Genomic DNA, 24,911 nt, shown 5'->3' with positions numbered 1-24,911 from the left:
TCAGGTTTCTGATAAACCTGATCCGCAGTGCACCATGTCGGGTCCCGATCGTGAATGGCGGGCGCGGCTAATGGTCTTGTTCGCCTACGGGTTCGGTTTTTGAGATAAGCCGTACGGCATGCCAGGCAGCTTCTGCACGCGAACCGATGCCCAGCTTCCGGTAGATGATCTTGATATAGCCAGCGACCGTCGTGCTGGCGATGCCCATCTGGGCGGCGACTTCAGAATTGCGCAGCCCTCTGGCGATAAGGTCCAGCACCTGCGCCTCCCGCTGGGTCAGCTGCGCCTCGGGCTCTGCCACCGGGCCGGTCTGGCGAAAATGATCCATCACACGGCGAGCGACTGCGGGCGACAGTGCAGGCAGGCCGATCGACAATTGCTCAAGCTGCCGGATCAGAACGGCCGGCGCGGCCTCTTTCAGAAGATAGCCATCGGCCCCGGCAGACAATGCACCCACGATGCTGGCATCGTCGCTCATCACCGTGGTGACAATGCAGGTTGCCTGTGGGTGCGCCTTGCGGGCAGATCGCAAGACATCCAGCCCGGACCCATCCGGAAGACCCAGATCAATCAGCGCCAGATCCAGCGGGGCGTCGATCTGCGCACTGGCCGTCCATACCGAATGTGCCGTTCGGATTTCGGCATATGGAAAGGCCGTGCTCACGATCTCCGACAGCCAACGCTGCGCCTCGGCGACATCCTCGACGATCAGAACATGCTTCATGCCATCCCCCTTTCCCGAGACAGCACCAGTGGCACAGTTGCCGACACCCGCGTTCCCGTTGCTGACGACGAAATCGCAAATGTGCCGTTGGATTGCAGCACCCGGCTGTGCAGGTTTTTCAGGCCGTTCCCCCGAGACGCATTTTCAACATCAAATCCTGGCCCATTGTCCCAGAGCGTTGCGGAAATCTTGTCTTCTGCCACGTCGACAGAGGCGACGGCACATTGCGCACCTGAATGGCGCAGAATGTTGCTGACCCCTTCCCGCAGAAAGGCCTGAAGCAGCCGGATGGTCTGTGTCGGGATCTCGATGTCGGGCAAATCCGACTTTTCCCAGCGCAACGCCACCCCCGCTGCCTCCACCGCCTCGCCCAGTTCAGCGCGAAGATCTGCAATCAGATGACGCAGTGGCAAAGGCTCCTGCATCGGGTTTGATACGATCTCTCTCAGATCGGACAAGGTTTGCCGGATGAGACTGTTTTTCCGGTCATTATCCGGGTTGTGCAGCGCGCTCAGCAACAGAATGCCGATGTTATCATGCATGTCCCGATTGATGCGCGTTCGCTCGGCCTCCACCGCCTGCCTGTAGGCGCGGTGGCGGCCCAAAGTGTCATCCAGCAGATGAACAATCGTCGCCGCCTGCTTTGCGTCGCGCGAAGAAAACAGCCGTGCGCCCTGACCCGCGTAATCTAGGCGAAACGCGGGGAAGTTGAGGCCCGCAGGCAGGAAAAGCGTACGGCCATCATCTGCGAGCGTCGGCGCGGCGGGTGAATTATGGCCAATCTCGTCGCTTGCGGTCTGACGGATCGCCAGCGGATGAAAGATATCATCCCAAAGCGCCTTTATGCTGGCCACCTGTTGTTTACTTTCGGGCAGATGAGAGATTTCCGTAATAAGCCGGTACAGTTCTTCCATCGGCATTTTCATGCCGCGTTGTGGCCATTCGGCGATGCGATTGCGCAGCGGCAGATAGATCAGACAGACCAGCGCAAGGGAGACACTCAGCGCGGGCAATTGGTCCAGCGCGAGGCCATAAATCAGCAGCGCGTCAAGGACCAGCAGCAGCACCACACCTATGGCATAGGACAGAACGCCAATTGACCAGTCGGCCAGATCAAACAACCTGTACCGCGTAACGCCCAGCGCAACACCGATATAGATGATCAGAAATAGCAAAAACGCCGTACTTTGCTCTATGACCGTTGGCCGCCCCAGAAGCGGGGGGATAATAACGGTCAGCACAAAACCGCCAGCTCCCAGCACAACAGAGAGGCCAAGCCAGCCCAACATGGCACGGGCCGCTGGATCGCGGCGGTTGGCCAGAAACTGCGCGGCAATCGCACCCAGAAGCACGACCATGATCAGTGCAACAAACGGCTGCAATAATGGGACATTATCCGGCCAGCCCGGAATGATGATGTAAAATGCCCCGGCACCGATCACGAGGGTCGGCAGGCCAATGGCAACGCCCCGCACCAGACGCTTTGGATAGATCAGGAACAGCGTGACCATGCCAATACCAAACAGCAACGTGCCAGATCCGTTTATGCGGCTGACAATTGCATAGGTCTCAAAATCCAGCGCCAGTTCCCGCGTGCTGTAAATCGCCGCCGCCTGTGCAGCAAGTGACAACCCAAGACCCGAAGCAAGCAGCATCCACGCCGACATATCGTTGGGACGCAAGGCGACGACCCATGCTCCCAGTGTCCAGCCAACCACGCCCACAAACAGCTGTGTCCAGAATTGCCAGGGCAGATCCGTAACCGGTCGGGAGGGTGCCGGCACGACGGGTATCGTTTCTTGACGCCCGTTGCTTTCAATAGCAGTCAGAACCTGCTCACCACGCAGGATTGCATCAAGCTGGGTCTGTCGTTCGTAAAACCGGCGCAGACGTGTGCTGTCTCCGAGCGTGTCCGGTTCTTCTACCAGATCCTCCGGTTCCAGAAGTACTGCCGGAATGCCCGGCGTGCCAATGGCCAGAAGCTTTGCACCGGAATGCCCAGCCAGTGAATTACCACCCTCCACTCCTTTGATTTTAATGGTGTTCGCCTGAATCCCCAGATCAAGCCCAAGCCAAGGACGGTTGACCGCAGCTTTGATACAAAGCGCCGCAAAGAGAAACGCGATGATCAACGCCGCGACGAGAAGAATGCCCGGTGGAAAGTTCCTTTGCATTCTGAGCCTGCTTTTGCTGGATCTCTGAACGATCTTTGTTCGCATTCCTTGAAATGTATAGGCGATATTTTTGTGTGCGATCCCCCCTGAACAGGGGGGAGACGTATTGAGGACTGTCGGACACAGTAGCGCCGTAAAAGTGAAAGTAATCTGGAGCTACGAATGAACAGAAATGTCATTTTGAAATCGGTATTGTGCCTTGGTGTTGTAACAGCCCTGTCTGGGTGTCTCGGCAACAGCGGGGGTGCTGGCGCAGGTGGCACGGGGGGTGGCGGCGGTGGCTCCACGGGATTTGAAGCGGCACACGACGCCGCAAGCAGCAAAGCACCGACCTCTGACATGCCCACGCGTCTGGCGGCGGAGTACAACGGTCAATTCAAAGCCGGGGTCAACAGCGGCTCGATTGGCAAGATCAACCAGAATGTCGAGGTGATTGGCGATGTCAAGGTCACCGTCGACTGGGCCGACGGCCAGACCACCAATCCGTTCTCCGGTACGGCCAGCAATATCGTTGTGACAGACGTGGTTTCGGGTGCCAGCGAAACGCTGAACGGAACGCTGGGTGTTGATGCGGGCATCGGCGGGACCATTGCACGGACGACGATTCCATCTTCCGTCGTGGCAGGCGTCACTGTTCCCGAAGTCAACACCGGCTCTTTCCAGTTCGGAATGTCCGGTGATCTTTCCGGTTCGGAGGGCAAAATCGAAGCCACGGTTCTGGTGGGCGGCAACTTCCACGGCCCTGGCGGCGAAAGCATGGTCGGCGTCGTCTCTGGCGGCTTCAAGGAAGAAGGCAGCACCAATCCGGCAATCTTCGATGCAGGAATTGGCGGAGTCATTTATTTAAACAAGTAATAGAATGACCTGCAGGGCGGGGCGGGTCAGCCCCGCCCTTATTCCCGAAAGCCTGTGTATGAAACAGTCGCTCCTGGCTCTTTTCTTCTGTCTTTTACCATTCGTTGCACTGACTTCGCCGCTTGATACGGCCGAGCGGGCGATGCAGTCTGGCCAGACCGAAAAGGCGCTGGAGCTGGCCGAGGGTTACCAGCCAACAGATCGGGCCGGGTCAATCCGTCACCTCTGGGTTCTGGGTGTTGCCTACAACCGCCTGAACCGTCCCCGTGCAGCCATCGCGCCGCTGGACAGACTGGTTGCCTTGGCGCCGGCACAAGCAGATTTCCGGCTGGAGCTTGCGCTCGCGCTGCTTCGCGCCGGGCAGTCAGATCGCGCCCGTCATCATTTCACGCTTGCCAGAGGGGCCGGGTTGCAGCCGGCCCTTGAGGCGCGTGTTCAGGCTGAAATTGACAAGATCGACAACAGCAAAGACTGGCAGGGATACCTTCGCTTTGCGCTCGTGCCGGAAAGCAACGCCGCGCGCCGTACGGCAGCAGAGACGGTCTCTCTGGGGGGCCTGACCTTTCGCTTGCAGCCCGGCGCACAGGCGCAATCTGCCGTAGGGGTTGAGCTGGGCTTTGGCCTTGCCGCTTTGCCAAAGCTGTCTGAAAATCTGCGCGCACGTCTGGCCTTTGACGTGCTGGGGCGTACATTTGATGGCCGCGCGCCCGAGGATGTGACCTTTCGCATTTCGGCTGGCCTTTTGCACTTCGCTGATCGTGGACGACAGTTTTCGGCAGAAGTGTTTACCTCTCACCGCTGGCTGGACAAGTCGATCTATTCCCGCAGTCAGGGCGTGGATCTACGCCATTCACGGCTGGTTGGCGGCAAAACCAATTTGACAACCTCGTTTGTTCACGAACGGCTGAGCTATGTTCAGCCAACCTACGATGTGAACAGAACCGCAATCAGCTTTCAGGTCAGCCACACCGCAACACCGCAGCTGCAACTTCTGGCCGCCGCCCGCGCCGAGCGGCGACATAGCACAAACCAGCTTGCCGTCGGTCAGGCCTATGGCTTGAGTCTTGGCGGGCAATACAGCTTTTCGGGCGGAGTGCGGGCGGGTCTGATGTTAAGCTACGATCACGACAGTTTTGCCGGGGTTCATCCCCTGTTCGGGGTGCGCCGTGTGGACCGCAAGTCGGCGGCAATGGTGCAGATCAACAATCAGAACTGGTCCCATCGTGGATTTTCGCCTGTCTTCAAGATCGGGATTGAACGACGGCGATCTTCAATCGTTATCAACAGCTATCAGAACCTGACCGCATCCATCGGACTGACCCGCTCATTCTGAGCGCATCTTGCTGCGGAAGCTGCGAGACACACACATAGGGTCTCATCCGAACAACGCCCAAGTTAGTCGGTACTGTCGGCGGCCTGCTTTTTCGCGTTCGAAGCCGGAACCGTACCGCGACCGTCTGCGCGGTCCCGATGCAAGGCAGCGCGACCAAGGAACATCAGCGTGACAGGTGTGGTCAGCATGACGCAAAGGCCGATGACCAGCTCATGCACAAACACCCTGTCCTGCACCCAGGACCAGGTCAAAAGCGAGGCAAGCAAAATGCCCGCAGTCCCCCAACTTGTGCCCAATGTCGGTGCATGAATGCGGTCGTAAAAGCTTTTCAGATGAAACAGACCAAAGGCACCCAGAAGCGTCAGGGTGCTGCCCAGTACAAGAAAGAATGCGACCAAAGCCATAAGCCACGGTGGCAGGCTATCGAGTGCGGTCATTCAATCACCTCACCACGCAACAGGAATTTGGCCAGCGACACAGTGCCGACAAAGCCACCGATGGCGATCACCAGCGCTGCCTCGAACAGAAACGGCGTGTCCAGGCGCATGCCGGTGACGATAAAGAGCAGCATCGTCGCGACATAAAGCGCATCAAGGCCCAGAACCCGGTCCTGTGCCCGCGGACCAACGGCAATACGGTAAGCGCTCAGACAGGCTGCAACGGCCAGGGCAATCTGCGCCCAGGTCAGCGCCAGCCAAAGAACAGTATTCATGCGAAAGCCTCCAGCAACAGGGCCTCGTAACGATCCCGGATCAGGACGCGCCAGTCCTCTTCGTCGATCATGTCGAAGACGTGGAGCAAAAGGGTTCCGGCCTCGCGATCATATTCAAGCCACGCAGTACCGGGCGTAGCCGTCAGGATGATCGCCAGCAAGGCAAGCGCCACAGGATCATGCAGGCGCAAGGGGATGATAACAAAGGCCGAGGTGCGCCCGCCGTGGCGGCCATTGGTCAGCATCAGCCACGCCACCGCCCAGTTTGACCGCACGATATCTACCGACACAATCGCAACCAACCGGAGCAACGGCGCCCAGGACCGGATGCGCGGTGCCTTAGGCTCAATCCGCGCCAGAGCCAGCCCGGCGAGGATTGAGATAACCGACCCAAGCACCAGATGACCAAGCGAGAACCGTGTCAGCATGAGCCACATCAGGACCAGCGCCACCGAAAGCAGGGGGTGGGGAAGTATGCGTGTCATTGGCCAGCCTGCCCCTCTGCGGCACGGGGCGCGCCGAGCACGCCCTGGGCATAGATCGACGGCTGCAACATCGCTTCGGATGTATCCCGCATGTAGCCAAAGGTGACATCGGCCTTGATCGTCAGAATCACCAGCATTCCGATCAGCGCGACGACCGGTGCGATCTCCAGCGCCAGAACGCGGGGAGAGTCGCCCTCGCTGGCCCAGAAGGTCTGAATGCCGACGCGCACCAGCCCAACCAGCGTGGCAAAGCCCGACAGGATCAGCAGCGCAACAAAGCTCCAGGACAGGGCAGACGTGGCCGCGCCCTCGGCCAACAAGCCCTGCAGAATACCGATCTTGCCAATGAACCCTGACAGCGGTGGCAGACCGGCCAGCGCCAGCACACAGGCCCCGAACGACAGACCAAGCACGGCGAGCGTACCCGGAATGGCAAGGCCCACCTCGGGCTGACGGTCCTCTTCGCGTTCATCAAGACCGTAGGCATCTGCCGTCAGCGCCAGAAGGACGGCAATCCCGCCCTCTTCACGGCTCATCGGTTCAATCAGCAGGAACAACGCGCTGATCGCAAGGGTCGAGGAGACAAGGTAGAACAGCGCGGCGGCCATGATCTGCGGGTTATCTCCGGCCAGCACAAAGCCCCCAGCGGCCAGCACGGTGCCAGACGACACCAACACCAGATGCGCCGCCATCCGGCCCAGACCTTGCGAGGCCAGCACGCCCAGAAGCCCAAAGGCAACGGTCGCCATACCGCCCGCGATCACCACCGGCGCACCAAAGCCGGCCGATGCGCCCGCACCAGCGCCGAACACCAGAAACGACAACCGCAGGATTATATAGACACCAACCTTGGTCATGATCGCAAACATCGCCGCCACTGGTGCGGCCCCGGCCATGTAGGCAGTCGGAAGCCAGAACGACATTGGCCAGATGCCGGCCTTGATCAGGAAAGCAAGCCCCATGACAGCAGCCCCGGCATGGAACAACGGCCGCTGCGCCTCGGGCAGAACAGGGACAAGGTTCGACAGATGCGCCATGTTCAGCGTCCCGGTCGCGCCATAGACAAGGCTGACCCCGATCAGGAATAAAAGCGAACCGGTCAGGTTGATGGCAATGTAATGCAACCCGCCACGGACACGAAGCTGCCCGCCACCGTGCAGCAACAGGCCATAGGACGCCGCCAGAAGCACCTCGAAGAAAACGAACAGGTTGAACAGATCGCCCGTCAGAAACGCGCCATTCACGCCCATCAGCAAAAACTGGAACATGCTGTGGAAATGCTGCCCCTGCCGGTGCCATCCTGCCGCAGCATAAAGCAGGGCAGGCAAGGCCAGCAGCCCGGTCACCACCAGCATCATCGCCGAAAGCCGGTCAGCAACCAGAACGATCCCATAAGGCGCGGCCCAGTCACCCAGAAGATAAAAGCCGATATCGTTGTTCCCGGTCAGCGCGCTGCCTTTTGAGCGGACCAGCAGTTCGATCGCGGCCAGTAGTGTGGCCGCGACTGCAACAAGGCTGATGGTCAGCTTTGCGCGTCGCTGCCGCTCGTCATAGACCAGCATCAGCGCGCCCGCAAAGAACGGGATCAGGATCGGTGCAATGATCAGGTGTTCGGGGCCCGGCGTCATGGTTCACGCTCCTGCCCGTCGACATGATCGGTGCCGGTCAGACCGCGCGAGGCGATCAGCACCACCAGAAACAGCGCCGTGGTGGCAAAGCTGATGACAATGGCCGTCAGCACCAGCGCCTGCGGCAACGGGTCAGCATAGGCCGCCGGGTTGATGAACCCGCCGCGCGGCATGATCGGCGGCGCGCCCAGTGTGATCCGGCCCATCACAAAGATGAACAGATTGACGGCATAGGACAGCAGGCACAGGCCCACGATGACCTGAAAGGTCCGCGGTCGCAGCAAAAGCCAGATGCCCGAAGCGGCAAGAGTGCCGATGGCAGCCGACAGGACGATCTCCATCACGCAGCCTCCTTTCCGGGTGCTGTGCCACTGTCGCGTTCGCGCATTCGCGTGGTGCGCAGCGACTGGTGCGCGATGGCAATCAGCATCAGAACTGTAGCGCCGACGACCAGAGAGAACACACCGGCATCAAAGATCAGCGCCGTGGCGGCAGGAACCTGACCGATCAACGGAATATCCACATATCGGGCGTGCATCGTCAGGAAAGGATAGCCGAACAGGAACGCACCCAGCCCGGTCGCTCCGGCGACCAGCAGCCCGACGCCCATCCAGCGGATCGGCAGCACGGTCAGCCGCGCCTCGATCCAGCGCACATCATGCGCCAGATATTGCAGAAGGAAGGCGATAGACACCGTCACCCCCGCGGCAAACCCTCCGCCCGGCAGATCATGCCCGCGAAAGAACAGATAGGCGGCCAGCATGATCATGACCGGGAACATCCAGCGCATCAGCAGCGAAGGCACCAACAGCGCATCGGCCAGAGTGCGGTCATCCAGTCCGGTCTGTTCTTCATCCAGCATGATGCTTTCGGGCATGGGGCGGAATCTGCGCAGAAGCGCAAAAACGGTCACCCCTACAATCGCCAGCACGGTAATCTCGCCAAACGTATCAAAGGCGCGGAAATCGACCAAGATCACGTTGACAACATTGGTCCCGCCGCCCTCGCTATAGGCGTTGCGCAGGAACCAGTCACCGACGTTCGGGATAAGTGGCCAGGTCATCATCACATAGGCAATTCCGGCAAGACCGGACCCAGCTGCAACGGCAATCACGACATCCCGTATCCGCCGCATACGGGCAGGCAAAAGCTTGTCCTCGGCGATTTCCTCGCGCCGTTTGGGCAGCCAGCGCAGTCCCAAAAGCAAAAGAACGGTGGTTACGATCTCGACCAGAAGCTGTGTCACGGCCAGATCCGGCGCCGATGCCCAGGCAAAGGTCAGACAGGTGACTGCCCCTGCCCCGCCCAGAAGCACAACCGAAGCAAAGCGATGATACTTGGCCAGCCACGCCGCACCTACAGCACAGGCCGCCCCAACCGCCCACATCAGGGCAAAGGCAGGGTTCAGATCGGTGGCGAGTGGCACAGGGGCCAGCCGCAGACTGCCCCAGAGTGTCGCCAGGCCAGCCGCAATGCTCAACAGCACGATCAAACGCAGCTGCGGCTGAAGCCGCTCGGTCCCGATAGTCCGGTGAACGATGCGCGGCAGCTTCCATGTCAGCAGCAGCAGAAGCTTTTCAAACACGCGCTGCGCCCGGAGCCGGTGCAGCAGCGGCGGACCTTCTGGCCCGTCGGCAATGCGTCGTCCCAGAAGGGCATAGAGGGCAACGCCTGCGCCAAGGGCAACAAGGCTCATCGCCAGAGGCAGGTTAAGGCCATGCCAGATGGCAATGTCCTTATAGGGCAGATCAGCACCCAGCACCGATCGGGCGGCAAGATTCAGCGTTGGTCCCAGCGTCAGCCCCGGCAGAACGCCGACAATCAGACAAACCAGCACCAAAAGCTCTACCGGACGGCGCATCAACGAAGGTGGCTCGTGCGGCACCTTGGGCAGGTCTGTCGCCTCGGGCCCAAAAAACACGGTGGCGATAAAGCGCAGCGAATAGGCAACGGCAAAGATGCCAGCGATGGTCGCCAGATATGGCAGCGAATTATCAAGCCAGGTTCCGTTGTGCCAATCGGCCGTTTCGGCAAAGAACATCTCCTTCGAGATGAAGCCGTTCAACAGTGGCACCCCTGCCATAGCCGCCGAAGCGACGATGGCAAGCGCACCCGTTACCGGCATAAACCGGATCAGCCCGCTCAGCCGGCGCATGTCGCGCGTGCCGGTCTCATGGTCAATGATACCTGCCGCCATGAAAAGACTGGCCTTGAACACCGCATGGTTCACAATATGAAACATCGCAGCCAATATCGCGCCGTTAGACCCGATCCCGGCCAGCGCAGTGATCAAGCCCAGATGGCTGATCGTGGAATAAGCCAGCAGCCCCTTCAGATCATGACGGAACAGCGCAATTACCGACCCCAGCACCAGCGTCAGCATGCCTGTGCCCGTGACGGCAAAAAACCAAAGCTCGGTCTGCCCCAGAACCGGAGAAAAGCGCACCAGCAGGAACACTCCGGCCTTTACCATCGTTGCCGAGTGCAGAAAGGCCGATACGGGTGTCGGCGCAGCCATCGCACCCGGCAGCCAGAAATGAAACGGCATTTGCGCCGATTTGGTGAAACAGCCCAGCAGGAACAGGCCCAGAACCAGCGGATACAGCGGATCGACACGCACAAGATCGCCCGCCGCCAACACACGGTCGAGGTCATAGCTGCCGACGATCTGGCCCATCAGCAGCATGGCGACCAGCAGACACAACCCGCCCAGCCCCGTCACGATCAGTGACATCCGCGCACCGTCGCGTGCAGCCTGTCCCTGATGCCAGTAGCCGATCAACAGGAACGACAGGATCGAAGTCAGCTCCCAGAACACCACCAGCATCAGGATGTTGCCCGACGTCAGCACGCCGGTCATCGCGCCGGTAAAAGCCAACAGAAAAGCGTAAAAACGCGGAACCGGATCAGCCTTGGACAGATAGTACCGCGCGTAGATCAGCACCAGAATGCCGATCGCAAACACCAGCGTCACGAACATCCAGACAAAGCCATCCATCCGGAAGGTAAGGTTCAACCCCAGCGACGGCACCCAACGCAAAGTTCCGCGAATAACCTGACCATCGCTGATCGGCGCGCGCAGCAGAGCGAGGATCGCCAGCCCTGTCGTCAGGAGTATACCAGAAACCCATGCCGCCGCACCATGTGCCGTCGCCCGGACGGTGCTGGCGGCAACCGCCGCAGCAAAAGGCAATCCGACCAATATAAGCAGCAGGTTCTCTTCGATCATGCCCCCGAGAACATCCTTTCATCACAGGTTCCGGCAAAGGTCTTCCCAAGAGGCAAAGTCAGGACACGACCGCTTGCAGCGGTTCGTGCCCATGCCCGGATTGATGGAAGGACGCTGACCCCGATTAAGTCGCTATGGACGACGTTTCAAGTCTGGTATTGCCATCTTTAGACGGCAGGCGCGGAACCTGCGCAACTCTCTTGAATCCGGCTGCGGCTATGGCCCCCGTCATGGCCTGTCATTATCCGGCACAGCCATATTTCGTCACCCGTCACGAAAACAGATACTATCATCCGCTGGCTGCCATTGAGGCGAAGAGGGGGGCAGCATGGGCAACGTGCTGAGCGGCATCAACCTTGCTTGGCACGGGATCTCCAGCTGGCGTCAAGCCTGCGCAACGTTTCTGGCACATGGTTGGGGGGATCGTCAAAGGCATAGCCGAACCGCTCGATGTCTTCTGAGAAGTTCTTCTCGACAAAACCGCGCAAACGGGGTGAAAAATAATGCCCCCTCGGCCCTTTTTTATCGCGCTTATGAAACCAGGGCAAATTGCGCTGAGGCAGATTTAATTGACTGATAAGCGACGAGAAATCATCTCGAATCGACTCATATGCCAGGATGCGCTGCACCAACAGCTGACCATCAGGATCGCAGATCAGCTTTGACTGGGTGGCTCGGAAAGTTTCGGTCCACCAGATCAGCCATTCATCAAAGGGGGTGTCTTTTAGCTCGTCCGGAATTTCAGCGCCAACCGCAACATGACCTGTATTCTTGAGATAGACCCTTTGCATCCCCCTGTTGAATTCATAGAGCGATATCAACCAATCCCATGGGTTTCGTACGGAAGTAAATGAAAGGTGATCGAGAAAATAGTCTCCTAACATCCGCTTGAAGCCCATTATGTCGGTGTGTTTGAAATAAATGCTTTCAGTATTGTTCGCCCCAGCAAGGACGGGAACGCAAACATCCGTGAGACATTTCTCTATGCTGGTTCCAGCGGTTTTGGGGATGTGTATGAAAATGAACTTACGCGAATGGCTTATCATATCTCTCTCGACTCCGTACCGGCACCCTCTGCGGGCAGGATGAGTGTTAAAGTGCATCATATGGATGTCTAGAGAAATATGGGCCGAAGGAAACTGCAGTACAGTTCTGATTGTGTCATGATGGGGAAAGCCACCAAACGGCAGAAACACCAGTATTCAGGCAATATGGGTTGGTTGATTTTCTGGTGCCTACTCACCAGCATTTGGCCAGACGGCAGGCGGCGGTATATGCCATAGTCCCGCTGCCCGCGACTGGTGCGCAGATGGGCGCCTGGCTTAGCAACGCGAGACATGGAGCAAGGATGGCAGGCGCGGATTTGTCGCCGAAAAGTTGCACAGGCAACACGCGCTCTCGTAAGCCAAACTCCGTCATGTTTCTTGCCCTTTCCTTCATTTCGCCTTATGCCCGCGCAAATCCCAAAGGGAGCGCATCCATGTCGACCACCAAGCCCATCGCAAAGCCCAAGAAAGTCGTCCTCGCCTATTCCGGCGGTCTGGACACCTCGATCATCCTGAAATGGCTGCAGACCGAATATGGCTGTGAGGTCATCACCTTCACCGCCGATCTGGGTCAGGGCGAAGAGCTGGAGCCTGCCCGCGCCAAGGCCGAGCTGCTGGGCATCAAACCCGAGAACATCCACATCGTTGACGTGCGTGAAGAATTCGTGCGCGATTACGTGTTCCCGATGTTCCGCGCCAATGCGCTATATGAGGGGCTGTATCTGCTGGGCACCTCTATTGCGCGCCCGCTGATCTCCAAGCATCTGGTTGATCTGGCCCATAAACATGGGGCCGATGCCGTCGCACATGGCGCGACCGGCAAAGGCAATGATCAGGTTCGCTTCGAGCTGTCGGCCTATGCGCTTGACCCGTCGATCCGGGTGATCGCGCCGTGGCGCGAATGGGATCTGACCAGCCGCACCAAGCTGATCGAGTTTGCCGAGGCGAACCAGATCCCGATTGCCAAGGACAAGCGCGGCGAAGCGCCCTTCTCGGTCGATGCCAACCTGCTGCACACCTCATCCGAGGGCAAGGCGCTGGAAAACCCGGCCGAGCAGGCCCCGGAGTATGTTTATCAGCGTACGGTGTCTCCCGAGGCTGCCCCGGATACCCCGGAATACATCGAAGTCAGCTTCGAGCGTGGTGATGCCACCGCGATCAATGGCGAGGCGCTGTCACCCGCCACCATCTTGACCCGCCTCAACGAGCTGGGCGGCAAGCATGGCATCGGTCGGCTCGACTTCGTGGAAAACCGGTTCGTTGGCATGAAGTCGCGCGGCATCTATGAGACCCCCGGCGGCACCGTATTGCTGGAGGCACATCGGGGGATCGAGCAGATCACCCTGGATGCAGGCGCGGGCCACCTGAAAGACTCGATCATGCCGCGCTATGCGGAGCTGATCTACAACGGCTTCTGGTTCTCGCCCGAGCGGGAAATGCTGCAAGCCCTGATCGACAAGAGCCAGGAGCACGTCACCGGCACTGTCCGCCTGAAGCTCTATAAAGGTGCCGCCACCTGCGTTGGCCGCTGGTCGGATCATTCGCTCTATTCCGAAGCGCACGTGACCTTCGAAGACGACGCCGGTGCCTATGACCAGAAAGACGCCGCAGGCTTCATCCGCCTCAACGCGCTGCGCCTGAAACTGATCGCCAACCGGAATGCACGGGTGGCGGACAAGGGCTGAAAACAGGCTCTATGCCTGCAAAAAGGGCCGGACTTCCGGCCCTTTTTCACATCCGAAACGCCGCCAGTTTTTCGTAATACGGCAACGCCTGATCGACAATCGCCTGATAATCGGCGGACAGCTGTGGCAAGGCCCCCTCCGGCTCTTCAAAGCCGGTGGAGCGATGCACGGTGCCGTACCAGTGTGGGGCCCAGACGCCATCAAACGGTTTTGGCCCGGCGGGCCAGTGGAGCATGTTTTCGGTGAACAGAATCCCCAACGCCTCACACAGCTGCGTCAGGGCCGCGCGCGGATCGGCGCGGATATCGGCGCTGTCGATCACCAGCGGCGCCTCACCCATCCAGCCCGCGACCTGATCGAACAGCTCGGCCTGCTGAACGAAACCGATATCCGCCAGCGTCAGTCCTTCACGCTTTTTCGCATAGGACGCCACCACCCGCGCCGGATGCCGGATCAGGAACACATTGGTCAGATCGCGCATGAAGCCCCGATCAAACTCCGGGATCATGTGCAGGGTCATGTGCTTTTGGTAAAACAGGCTCTGTTCCTGCGGAATCTCGCCCACGCAGCCCGCCGCGACCCGTTCCGGATCGTCCTCATGCGCCGCGATGATCTGATCGTGCATCGGATGCGCGATCCCGGTCTCGCGCAGGTAGGCCGCATAAAACGGCTCATCCCAGACCGCGCAATCGCCCCGCGCGGCGAAAGCATACATCAGGGCGGTCGATAAATTGCGCGGCCCGGACCACATCGCGATTTTCATGGCTGGTTCCTTTTTGAACCGGCGGATTGGGGGTTTCACACCCCCAAACCCCCGTGGGATATTTGTGAACAGATGAAATCAGCCGCCCACGAGCGTTTTGTAGAGTGCCCGGATGCGCTCCGTGACCGGTCCGAGCTGGCCGGTGCCGATCTGGCGGCCATCAATCACGCCGACCGGGGTCTGCGCGCCGAAGGTGCCGGTCAGAAACGCCTCATCGGCGCTGTAGGTATCGACCAGACTGAAATTGCGCTCAAAGACCGGAATGTCATTGGCGCGGCACAGGTCGATGACCTTTTGTCGCGTAATGCCGTTCATGCAATAGTAGCCGGTGCTGGTCCAGACTGCGCCCTTTTTGACGATAAAGAAGTTGCAGGCGTTGGTCGTGTTCACAAAGCCATGCACATCCAGCATCAGCGCCTCATCCGCCCCGGCCTTTTCGGCGGCGATGCAGGCGAGGATGCAGTTCAGCTTGGAATGCGAGTTCAGCTTGGGGTCTTGCGTCATCGGCAAGCCGCGCAGATGCGGCACCGTCGCCAGCCGGATCGGGCGCGGCAGTTTCGGGCGCGAGTGCTCCATGATGATCACCACCGTCGGGCCGCGCTGTGACAGTTTCGGGTGCTGGAACGGCCGGGTCTTGACCCCCCGCGTCACCATCAGCCGGGCGTGGGCATCGGTGGTCATCGCGTTGGCGTTTTGCGTTTCCAGCACGGCGGCGATGATCTGATCGCGGGTCATGCCGATATCGAGGTCAATCGCCTTTGCCGCCTCGAACAGCCGGTCCATGTGTTCGTCAAGAAAGGTCCAACGGCCATTATAGAGCCTGATCCCCTCCCACACGCCATCGCCAAGCATGAAGCCGGAGTCGTAGACTGAGACCAAAGCCTGTGCCTTTGGCTTCAGGGCGCCATTGACCCAGATCAGAATGTCTTCGTTACGAGCGTCATCTTCGGCCTGATGGGTGGAAACATCATTGGTCATCGAATTCTCCGGATTTTCGCTCAGGCTACGGCGGGCGGGCGGCAAGGGAAAGGGGCAGGATCACCTGTGCGTGAGATCACGCGGGGGTGAGTAGACGCAACCGTGGCAAGGGTGATCCTGTCGGCAACAAATCAGGGAGAATGCGATGCAACGGATGATTTCCATTCTGGCGGGCGTGGGGCTGATGGTGATGCTGGCGGCGTCCGGCACCGCCCATGCCGCGACGGAAAAGGCGATTGTGGCCGGGGGCTGTTTCTGGTGCGTCGAGTCGGATTTTGAAAAAGTGCCGGGGGTGCGGTCTGTGGTGTCGGGCTACACCGGCGGCACGATGCAGAACCCGACCTATCCGAACCATGAGGGGCACTATGAGGCTGTCGAGATCACCTTTGACAACAGCAAGATCAGTTATGACCAATTGATCGCGATGTTCCTGCGGTCGGTCGATGTGACCGACAATGGCGGCCAGTTCTGTGACCGTGGCCCCGCCTATCGCACCGCCATTTTCGTCTCTAACCCGGCGCAAAAGGCCGCTGCCGAGGCGGCGGTGGCCGAGGCCGGGCGCGCTTTGGGCAAAAAGATCGTCACGCCGGTTCTGCCCGCGAGCACGTTCTGGAAGGCCGAGGCCTATCATCAGGATTACTACAAAAGCTCTGATATCATCCTGACCCGCGCCGGGCCGAAGCAGAAGAAAAACGCCTATACGTTTTACCGTCAGGCCTGTGGGCGCGATGCACGGGTCAAGCAGATCTGGGGCAAACAGGCAGCTTTTGCCAAGTGATCAAAGGCCCGCCGATCCGACGGGCCTGTTGTTTTACTGACCGATCTTGCAGGCGGTCATCACCGCCATGTTCAGGATATCGTTCACCGTCGAATTGGTCGAACAGATCTGAATCGGCTTTTTCACGCCGGTCAGGATCGGCCCGATCACCGTCGCCCCTGCCATTTCCTGCATCAGCTTGACCGAGATGCTGGCGGAATGACGCGCCGGGACCACAAGAATATTGGCCGGGCCGCTCAGGCGGCAGAACGGGTAATGCTTCATCTGCTCCATGTTCAGGGCGACATCGACGGTCATTTCACCTTCGTATTCGAAATCGACGCCCATACCGTCCAGCACACGAGGGGCTGCATGCATCTTTGTCGCCCGTTCCGAGACCGGATAGCCAAAGGTCGAGAACGAAACAAAAGCCACCCGCGGCTCCAGCCCCAGTGACCGCGCCACGCCTGCCGAGCGGATCGCGATCGTCGCCAGATCCTCTGGCTCCGGCCATTCCTGCACCAGCGTATCGGCAATCAGCAGAATGCGGCCCTTGTGCAGCAGCGCCGTCACGCCCACCGCCCCATCGGCGGCGGTCGCGTCAAACACATGGTTGATCAGCGACAGGATATGCGCCGATTTCCGCGTCACCCCGGTCACCAGCCCGTCACCATGGCCATGTTGCAGCATCAGGGCTGAAAATACATGCCGGTCACGGGCGGCAAGGCGGTGGATATCCTCACCGTCATGGCCGCTGCGCTGCAGGCGTTTGTAGAGAAAGTCCTTGTAGGTCTCCAGATGGCGGGTGTTGGCGGCATTCACCACCTCCAGCTCGCGCACCGCATCGCCAAGGCCTGCGGCCTCCAGCTTGTCGCGCACATCGGTTTCACGCCCGACGACGATGGCTTTGCCCAGACCGGCGCGCTGATAGGCGACGGCGGCGCGCAGCACGCGCGGGTCATCGCCCTCGGCAAAGATCATCCGGGCTTGCGCCTGTTTGGCGCGGGCATGAATGCCCTGCAGGATGCTGGCGGTCGGGTCCATCCGCGATTTCAGGCTCTGTTCATAGGCTTTCAGGTCGATGATCGGCCGCCGCGCCACGCCGGTATCCATCCCTGCCTTGGCCACCGCAGGCGGGATCACATAGATCAGCCGCGGGTCAAACGGGGTGGGGATGATGTAATCGCGGCCAAACGACAGCTTGCGCCCGTAGGCCATCGCCACCTCATCCGGCACATCTTCGCGGGCCAGTGCGGCCAGCGCCCGGGCGCAGGCGATCTTCATTTCGTCATTGATGGCGCGGGCATGAATATCCAAAGCGCCCCGGAACAGGTAGGGGAAGCCCAAGACGTTGTTGACCTGATTGGGGTAGTCCGACCGCCCGGTGGCCACGATGGCATCGGGCCGCACGGCATGCGCCTCTTCCGGCGTGATCTCGGGGTCAGGGTTGGCCATGGCAAAAATAACCGGGTTTTCCGCCATGCCAGACACCATTTCCGGCGTCACAGCACCCTTGGCCGAAACGCCCAGGAACACATCGGCGCCCTGCATCGCCTCTTCCAGCGTGCGCAGCGGGGTGTTGGCGGCATGGGCCGATTTCCACTGGTTCATACCTTCGGTGCGGCCCTGATAGATCACGCCCTTGGTGTCGCACATGATGCAGTTGTCATGCTTTGCGCCCATCGACTTGAGCAGCTCCAGACAGGCGATGCCCGCCGCACCCGCGCCGTTCAGCACGATCCGCACATCGCCGATCTTTTTACCGGAAATTTCCAGCGCATTGATCAGCCCTGCCGCACAGATCACCGCAGTGCCGTGCTGGTCGTCATGAAACACCGGAATGTCCATGATCTCTTTCAGCCGCTGTTCGATGATGAAACACTCGGGCGCCTTGATATCTTCAAGGTTGATGCCGCCGAATGTCGGCCCCATCAGCGAAACTGCCTTGATGATCTCCTCCGGGTCTTCGGTATCCAGCTCGATGTCGATGGCATTCACGTCGGCAAAGCGCTTGAACAGCACTGCCTTGCCCTCCATCACGGGCTTTGACGCCAGCGCGCCAAGGTTGCCCATGCCCAGAATGGCGGTACCGTTGGAAATAACCGCCACCATGTTGCCCTTGACCGTATAATCATAGGCCAGCGCCGGATTGTCGGCGATCGCCTGCACCGGCACAGCCACACCGGGGCTATAAGCGAGGCTCAGATCGCGCTGCGTCGCCATCGGGGTCGAGGCGATCACCTCATATTTGCCGGGACGCGGCTCCAGATGATAGGCAAGCGCTTCTTCAGGCGTAACACGATTTTTCGAGGACATGGGCCATATGTTCCTTGATGGGTTTGATCCGTCATAACGAGGTGCCGCGCACCGCACAATCCGCACGTAACGCGGCTACAACAGCTGCTGTACCCAGTCGCGACCTTTGGCCAATTCCGCAATGCGGTCGGGAAACTCTGCCTGCAACAGCCGGATCGCCCAGACCTGCACTTCGGTCTTGCCCAGACGGCGCGCGCACCACAACACCTGCGCCAAAGTCTGCCAGCGGGTCGGGTCCGCCTGCCGGGCGGCATATAGCGCGATCAGCTCGGCCCCCCACTCCTCGCGCGCCTTATGCAGATCGGCCTGCATCAGACACAGATCGGCACTGCCCGACACCAGATCGCGGTGCCGGTCCAGGACCGCCTCTGCCGGGGTCAAATGGCCACTGCGCAACAGTTGCCCGCCCAGTCGCGCCACGTCTTCGGCCCGGTTCAACCGGGGCACATGACCACAGAGCGCGGCGACGAAAGCCATGATCCGGCCCAATCCCCGCTCGGTCAGATGCACCGGTACGATGCCCTCGGTGACAAACTCCGGCAGCTCCTCGGGCGCATCGCTGTGGTGATCGGCGATGAACGAGACATAGCGACAGCCAGAGGCATGGGCGAGCGGCCAGAAATCCCCGCCCCTGATCTGCGCCGTCTGCAGCGTGCCGATCTCGATCACCGTGGCCTTTGGGTTGGCAAACAGCATGTTGGCAAACCCCGCGCCATGCGCCGACACCACCACCTCGGCCTGCGCCATCAGCGCGATCTGCTCCAGCGGTGTCAGATCCTCAAACGCCAGCCGCACAAAGCCGAACGCCTCCAGCAGCTCTACCAGAGCCGCCTCACCCTGCATCGCCCTTGCGCGGGCCTGCCCCGGCGCGCGGGCGATATAGACCCGCTTGGGCAGATGGCTGAAGTCACCCCCCGCCACCGCCCGCAGCGCCCGCGTGCGCAGCGCCAGCAGGCTGCTTTCGACCGAGTTCATCGCCAGCACCGCCCGCGTTGTCCGCGACCCGCCGTGCCCGTGCCAGGACAGATCCGAAGGGGCCAGCCCATCCAGCGAGCCAATCACCGAGGGCGGCATCTGGAAATAGGTCCACTGAAAGCTGTAGGCCGACAGCACCGACGCGTAGTCTTTCGGCGCGCGCTCCAGCACCAGCCGCGCGGCCAGTTCGGGAAACACCGCCTCGACGAACCCGCGCACAAAGGCGCGCGTCTTGTCGGGATGGTTGGGGAAATGCAGAAACACCCTGCCCCGGAAATCCATCTGGTCGAGCACGGTCAGCTGCGGCAGCGTTTCGGTCAGAAAGTGGAAGTAGTTGAAGGTGTTGCGGCACTCGACCGCAAAATCCACCCCCTGCGGCACCGCCACCAAAGGCAAGCGTGCCGCACCATTGGCCGCCCGGCACCCGGCAAAATACCGGGCCAGAACCGCCTCGGCATCTTCCCCTGCCCGCTCTTCATAGCCAAAGCGGTTCAGGAGCCGCGCTCCCGCCGCACCGTTCAGCAGGCACTTGCCCCCGGCCATCGCGAACGACTTGCGGAACGCCGCCCCGGTCAGCAGCACCGGCACCACGTTGAATTCGGCCACCTGCGCAAAGGTCCGGTGGCGTTTCACCTGCCGCAGATGCGCCTCGATCCGCGTGCTCATCGCGTCCGAGCCCGAGGCGGCAAAGCCCTCGATCACCGCCGCCGGGCGCAGCCGCCACCAGTACGCCGGGGCCGTGACAAAGCCCACGCCGGCATCGCGCGCCGGGTCCAGGAACAGCGCCTCTGGCGCTGTCGCGTGATCCACCTGATTGCGCACCCTGCCCTCCACCGTCAGTCGCACCCTAGCACGCGCGCGAGGCAGGTCCAGTCGGGATAGGCCTTTCCCCCACCGTCCCGGTTTTGTAGGGTCAGGCCCGCAGCAGGGGGGCCGTGCGTGTCGCAAGACGATCAAGTGACGCCGATGATGGCGCAATATCTGGAGATCCGGCAGGCCAATCCCGGGGCCCTGCTGTTCTATCGCATGGGCGATTTCTACGAGATGTTTTTCGACGACGCCCTCGCGGCAGCCCAGGCGCTCGACATCGCGCTGACCAAGCGCGGCTTTCATCAGGGTGAGTCGATCCCGATGTGTGGCGTGCCGGTGCATGCCGCCGAGGGCTATCTGCTGACGCTGATCCGCAAAGGCTTTCGCGTCGCCATCGCCGAACAGCTCGAAGACCCGGCCGAGGCGAAAAAGCGCGGGTCGAAGTCGGTGGTGAAACGCGATGTGGTGCGTTTGGTCACCCCCGGCACGCTGACCGAAGATGCGCTGCTGGATGCCCGCCGCCACAATTATCTGTGTGCGTGGTCCGAAGTGCGCGATCAGGCGGCGTTGGCGTGGGCCGATATTTCCACGGGTGAGCTGCGGGTTATCCCCTGCCCGCTGTCGCGACTGTCGCCCGAACTCGCCCGCCTCGCCCCGCGTGAGGTGCTGGTCAGCGATCAGCACGACCGCGACCTTGCCCCGATTGCAGCGGATATGGGGGCGGCGCTGACCCCCCTGTCACGCGGCAGTTTCGACTCTGTTTCGGCGGAAAAGCGGCTTTGTGCGCTGTTTGCCGTGTCGTCATTGGATGCGTTCGGCAGCTTTGACCGGGCCGAGGTTTCGGCCATGGGCGCACTGGTCGATTACCTTGACCTGACCCAGCGCGGCAAACTCCCGCTGCTGCGCCCGCCCGTCCGCGAAACAGCAGGCGGCGCGATGCAGATCGATTTCGCCACCCGCCGCAATCTTGAACTGACGCAAGCGCTGTCAGGCGGGCGCGAAGGTTCGCTTTTGCTCGCTGTCGATCACACCGTGACACCGGCAGGCGCGCGTCTGCTGGAGCGCCGCATTTCCGCCCCGTCCTGTGATCTGCCCACCATCCGCGCGCGGCACGAAACGGTGCGTTTTCTGCTGGAACAGGGTCGATTGCGCGAGGATCTGCGCTGCCATCTGCGCCGTGTGCCCGACATTGACCGCGCCCTGTCGCGCCTTGCCCTCGACCGGGGCGGCCCGCGCGATCTGGCATCAGTCCGCGCGGGGCTGGCGCAGGCCAGCGCGATGCACCATCTGCTGCAAAACGCGCCGGATCTGCTGACCGAAGCCGCGACGGCGCTGCTCGGTCATCAGGATCTGGTCGATCTGCTCGATGCCGCCTTGGTGGCCGAACCGCCGCTGATGGCCCGCGACGGCGGCTTTATTGCCACCGGCTACGACACCGAGTTGGATGAGACCCGCGCCCTGCGGGATGAGGGCCGGTCGGTCATTGGCAAGATGCAGGCGGATTATGCAGAGGCGTCCGGCGTATCTGGGCTTAAGATCAAGCACAACAACGTGTTGGGCTACTTTATTGAAGTAACCACCACACACGAAGACCGGATGCGCGCCAAGCCTGACCTGTTCATCCATCGCCAGACCACGGCGGGACAGGTCCGCTTTACCACGCTGGCGCTGAACGCGCTGGAAACCCGCATTCTGAATGCGGGCAACCACGCGCTCGAGATTGAAAAACGACACTATGACAGCCTGAAACAGGCCATTCTTGCCCAATCCGGCCCCATCGGGGCGACCGCGCGTGCGCTGGCCGAAATCGACCTCGCTAGTGCTTTCGCTGATCTGGCGATGGCCGAAGACTGGTCCGAACCCACCGTCGATGACAGTCACGCCTTTAGCATCACCGGTGGGCGGCATCCGGTCGTAGAGCGGGCATTGAAACGACAGGGTTCAGGCCCGTTTGTAGCAAATGACTGCGCGCTGACCGATTCCTCTACCCCCGCCATCTGGCTGCTGACCGGCCCGAACATGGCGGGTAAATCGACCTTCCTTCGCCAGAACGCGCTGATTGCGCTTCTGGCGCAAGCGGGCAGCTTTGTGCCCGCGCGCGCCGCCCATATCGGTCTTGTCAGCCAACTGTTCAGCCGCGTCGGCGCCGCCGATGATCTGGCGCGCGGGCGATCCACCTTTATGGTGGAGATGGTCGAAACCGCCGCCATCCTCAATCAGGCTGACGCGCGCGCGCTGGTCATCCTGGATGAAATCGGGCGGGGCACCGCGACTTATGACGGGTTGTCGATTGCCTGGGCCACGCTGGAGCACCTGCACGAGACCAACCGTTGCCGCGCCCTGTTTGCCACGCATTACCATGAGATGACCGCGCTTGCGGGCAAGTTGGCGGGGGTCGAGAATGCCACTGTCGCGGTCAAGGAATGGGAAGGCGACGTGATTTTCCTGCACGAGGTGCGCAAAGGCGCTGCCGACCGCAGCTATGGCGTGCAGGTCGCGCGCCTTGCCGGGCTGCCGCAATCGGTGGTGGACCGCGCCAAGACCGTGCTGGAGGCGCTGGAAAAAGGTGACCGCGACGGCGGCAAACAGGTGGCACTGATCGACGACCTGCCTCTGTTCCGCGCCGCGCCCGCACAAACCGCCCCGGCCAGACCCGCCGCCAAAGCCTCGGCGGTGGAGGCGCGGCTGCAGGACATCCGCCCCGACGAGCTGACCCCGATTGACGCGCTGCGGCTGGTCTATGATTTGAAACAGCTGCTGTAGCGCGCGCCAAGCGTGACGGATCAAGTGCTGGACCATCCACAGGATGCCTGTACACAGGTGCGGTGTCTCTTCTTTCTTGCAGGTGCGATCCATGCTGTTTGCCTATCGTGTGATTGATATGAAACTGGACAGGCTGCCAAATGGTGGCCCGTTGGAAACAGCGGTCTGGATTGATCTTTACCGACCATTGGACAGTCAGATTCAGGCCGTGCAGACTCTGGGCGTAGAAGTGCCGACGCTGGCCGATATGGAAGAGATCGAGATCTCAAACCGGCTGTATCGCGAAGACGGCGTCGACTACATGACAGTGGTGCTGCCCGGCATGTCCGAAAGCAATGAGCCGGTCTCGGGGCCCGTGACGTTCATCATGACGCCCGAGCGGCTGTTTACTGTGCGCCACCATGCGCCGCGCCCTTTTGTGACCTATCCAGAGCGGGCCAATAAGGTTGGGCCCGGCTGCACTGACAGCGCAAAACTGTTCCTGAGCCTGATCGAGGAAATTACGGGCCGGCTGGCTGATCTGCTGGAAGGCTCAGGGCGGGCACTGGATGGCTTGGCACGTGAGGTCTATAGCGACAATGGCACCACCGACAGCACGCAACTGCAGGCCGCCCTACGTCGGACGGGACGGGAGGGGGAGCAGATTGCTCGGGTGCGGCTGTCCTTGCTGACCATCGAGCGGGCGGTGAGTTATTTTGGTCAGAGTCTCATCGCAGAACATCGGGGTACGGCCCTGAAAACCACAGTTAAAGGGCTGATGCGCGACCTGCATGCACTGGAAGTTCATGCCGACCACCTGTCAGCGCGGGTAGCACTGGCCAGCGATTCGACGATGGGTATGATCAACCTGAGCCAGAACCAGACCATTAAGATCGTGTCGGTTGTGGCTGTCGTGTTTCTGCCCCCCACCGTCATTGCGAGTGCTTATGGCATGAACTTTGAGGTGATGCCTGAGCTGAAATGGGCGATGGGGTATCCGATGGCACTGGGCATGATGCTGGCCTCGGCTATCGGCACATATCTGTTCTTCAAATGGCGGCGCTGGTTATAGCCGCAGTGCGGCACGTATCGCCATGGCGAAGCGGGTGGCCCAATGAGCCGGCCACCCGATGCCGGAGCAGGTCAGTTTGAGGGCGTGGACGACACGCCAACCTGCGCCGGACGGAGCAGGCGGTCATGCAGCATGAAGCCTTCGGTCATCACCTGAATGATGTGCCCTGCCTTTGTACCAGGGACCGGCGCCTCGAACATGGCCTGATGCAGCTGCGGATCAAAGGCATCTCCCGGAGCGGGGGAAATCGGCGTTACGCCATGCTTTGTCATCACATGTGTCAACTCCCGCAGGGTGAGCTCTACGCCTTCGATCAGCGCCGAGGCCTGGCTGCGGGTTTCATCGGTTGTCGCGTCCAGCGCCCGTTTCAGATTGTCAAACACCGGCAAAAGATCGCGGGCAAGCCGGGTGCTGCCATACTGCTCAGCCTCGCGACGGTCGCGGTCGGCGCGCTTGCGCGAATTCTCGGCATCCGCAAGCGCGCGCATGAAACGATCCCGCAGTTCGTCGCGCTCGGCGCGCAGAGCGTCCAGCTCTTCTGCTTCGATGAACTCCTCGATCTGGTCGACCTCTGTATTCTCGGGGCTCGGGTTTTCCTGCGCCATTTTTCGTCTTCCTTACACAAAC

Annotated in this window: 20 protein-coding genes; 6 read left to right on the top strand and 14 right to left on the bottom strand. The window is 60.8% G+C overall.

All coding sequences use genetic code 11. The features are described from left to right. Window positions 1-67 precede the first annotated feature (67 nt). Both D1012_RS17520 and D1012_RS17515 read right to left on the bottom strand, forming a co-directional pair. Complete coding sequence (locus D1012_RS17520) at window positions 68-724, bottom strand: LuxR C-terminal-related transcriptional regulator (RefSeq protein WP_118155361.1); 657 nt, start codon at window positions 722-724, stop codon at window positions 68-70. Further along, a complete protein-coding gene (locus D1012_RS17515; RefSeq protein WP_147335731.1) occupies window positions 721-2,898 on the bottom strand; it encodes a sensor histidine kinase in 2,178 nt (725 codons plus the stop codon). Before D1012_RS17515 ends, D1012_RS17520 begins: the two co-directional genes overlap by 4 nt. A 162-nt stretch (window positions 2,899-3,060) precedes the next feature. Between D1012_RS17515 and D1012_RS17510 the strand changes: the two genes are divergently transcribed. Both D1012_RS17510 and D1012_RS17505 read left to right on the top strand, forming a co-directional pair. Further along, a complete protein-coding gene (locus tag D1012_RS17510) occupies window positions 3,061-3,753 on the top strand; it encodes a hypothetical protein (protein WP_118155357.1) in 693 nt (230 codons plus the stop codon). Between the two features lie 58 nt (window positions 3,754-3,811). Further along, window positions 3,812-5,086 (top strand): surface lipoprotein assembly modifier, encoded by a 1,275-nt coding sequence (locus tag D1012_RS17505; protein WP_233517164.1) that lies wholly within the window; start codon window positions 3,812-3,814, stop codon window positions 5,084-5,086. Between the two features lie 62 nt (window positions 5,087-5,148). Here D1012_RS17505 and mnhG read toward each other — a convergent pair whose 3' ends face one another. From mnhG to D1012_RS17470, 7 genes are all read right to left on the bottom strand, one after another. Next, window positions 5,149-5,523, bottom strand: a complete 375-nt coding sequence (gene mnhG / locus D1012_RS17500) for a monovalent cation/H(+) antiporter subunit G (RefSeq protein WP_118155355.1) — start codon at window positions 5,521-5,523, stop codon at window positions 5,149-5,151. After that, entirely contained in the window at window positions 5,520-5,798 is a 279-nt protein-coding gene (locus D1012_RS17495) for a K+/H+ antiporter subunit F (protein ID WP_118155353.1), read from the bottom strand. The genes mnhG and D1012_RS17495 overlap by 4 nt, the downstream gene beginning before the upstream one ends. Further along, window positions 5,795-6,283, bottom strand: coding sequence for a Na+/H+ antiporter subunit E (locus D1012_RS17490; protein ID WP_118155351.1), 489 nt, complete (start codon window positions 6,281-6,283; stop codon window positions 5,795-5,797). The genes D1012_RS17495 and D1012_RS17490 overlap by 4 nt, the downstream gene beginning before the upstream one ends. Continuing rightward, window positions 6,280-7,911: a monovalent cation/H+ antiporter subunit D gene (locus D1012_RS17485; protein WP_118155349.1), complete on the bottom strand. Its 1,632-nt coding sequence runs from the start codon at window positions 7,909-7,911 to the stop codon at window positions 6,280-6,282. Before D1012_RS17485 ends, D1012_RS17490 begins: the two co-directional genes overlap by 4 nt. Continuing rightward, window positions 7,908-8,252: a Na+/H+ antiporter subunit C gene (locus D1012_RS17480; RefSeq protein ID WP_118155347.1), complete on the bottom strand. Its 345-nt coding sequence runs from the start codon at window positions 8,250-8,252 to the stop codon at window positions 7,908-7,910. Before D1012_RS17480 ends, D1012_RS17485 begins: the two co-directional genes overlap by 4 nt. Then, window positions 8,252-11,140, bottom strand: a complete 2,889-nt coding sequence (locus D1012_RS17475; protein WP_118155345.1) for a monovalent cation/H+ antiporter subunit A — start codon at window positions 11,138-11,140, stop codon at window positions 8,252-8,254. Before D1012_RS17475 ends, D1012_RS17480 begins: the two co-directional genes overlap by 1 nt. Window positions 11,141-11,490: 350 nt before the next feature. Then, a complete protein-coding gene (locus tag D1012_RS17470; protein WP_158569382.1) occupies window positions 11,491-12,186 on the bottom strand; it encodes a sulfotransferase family 2 domain-containing protein in 696 nt (231 codons plus the stop codon). Between the two features lie 434 nt (window positions 12,187-12,620). On the opposite strand from D1012_RS17470, the gene D1012_RS17465 reads away from it, so the two are divergent. Next, a complete protein-coding gene (locus tag D1012_RS17465) occupies window positions 12,621-13,871 on the top strand; it encodes an argininosuccinate synthase (RefSeq protein WP_199489548.1) in 1,251 nt (416 codons plus the stop codon). A gap of 46 nt (window positions 13,872-13,917) precedes the next feature. On the opposite strand, the gene D1012_RS17460 is transcribed toward D1012_RS17465, so the two are convergent. After that, entirely contained in the window at window positions 13,918-14,634 is a 717-nt protein-coding gene (locus tag D1012_RS17460; RefSeq protein ID WP_118155520.1) for a sulfotransferase-like domain-containing protein, read from the bottom strand. A 78-nt stretch (window positions 14,635-14,712) separates the two neighbouring features. Further along, window positions 14,713-15,612, bottom strand: coding sequence for a D-amino acid aminotransferase (locus tag D1012_RS17455; RefSeq protein WP_118155341.1), 900 nt, complete (start codon window positions 15,610-15,612; stop codon window positions 14,713-14,715). 154 nt (window positions 15,613-15,766) lie between these two features. On the opposite strand from D1012_RS17455, the gene msrA reads away from it, so the two are divergent. Then, window positions 15,767-16,390, top strand: a complete 624-nt coding sequence (gene msrA / locus D1012_RS17450) for a peptide-methionine (S)-S-oxide reductase MsrA (RefSeq protein WP_233517172.1) — start codon at window positions 15,767-15,769, stop codon at window positions 16,388-16,390. Between the two features lie 33 nt (window positions 16,391-16,423). Here the strand turns inward: msrA and D1012_RS17445 are convergent, their stop codons facing one another. Further along, entirely contained in the window at window positions 16,424-18,685 is a 2,262-nt protein-coding gene (locus tag D1012_RS17445; protein ID WP_118155337.1) for an NADP-dependent malic enzyme, read from the bottom strand. 75 nt (window positions 18,686-18,760) lie between these two features. Then, entirely contained in the window at window positions 18,761-20,482 is a 1,722-nt protein-coding gene (locus D1012_RS17440; RefSeq protein ID WP_147335729.1) for a glycosyltransferase family 61 protein, read from the bottom strand. Window positions 20,483-20,626: 144 nt separating this feature from the next. Here D1012_RS17440 and mutS point away from each other — a divergent pair, with 144 nt between their 5' ends. Then, complete coding sequence (mutS, locus tag D1012_RS17435; protein ID WP_118155519.1) at window positions 20,627-23,233, top strand: DNA mismatch repair protein MutS; 2,607 nt, start codon at window positions 20,627-20,629, stop codon at window positions 23,231-23,233. Window positions 23,234-23,324: 91 nt separating this feature from the next. After that, window positions 23,325-24,284: a magnesium transporter CorA family protein gene (locus D1012_RS17430; RefSeq protein WP_118155333.1), complete on the top strand. Its 960-nt coding sequence runs from the start codon at window positions 23,325-23,327 to the stop codon at window positions 24,282-24,284. Window positions 24,285-24,355: 71 nt separating this feature from the next. On the opposite strand, the gene D1012_RS17425 is transcribed toward D1012_RS17430, so the two are convergent. After that, window positions 24,356-24,889 carry a nucleotide exchange factor GrpE gene (locus tag D1012_RS17425; protein ID WP_118155331.1) on the bottom strand — a complete coding sequence of 178 codons (534 nt, stop codon included), beginning with the start codon at window positions 24,887-24,889 and terminating at the stop codon, window positions 24,356-24,358. Between the last annotated feature and the right edge of the window lie 22 nt (window positions 24,890-24,911).

This window comes from Pseudotabrizicola alkalilacus (assembly GCF_003443995.1).
GTDB classification, from domain to species: Bacteria; Pseudomonadota; Alphaproteobacteria; order Rhodobacterales; family Rhodobacteraceae; genus Pseudotabrizicola; species Pseudotabrizicola alkalilacus.
Note: the sequence above shows the minus strand (reverse complement) of the source record. Positions and strands in the feature narration are given on the sequence as shown.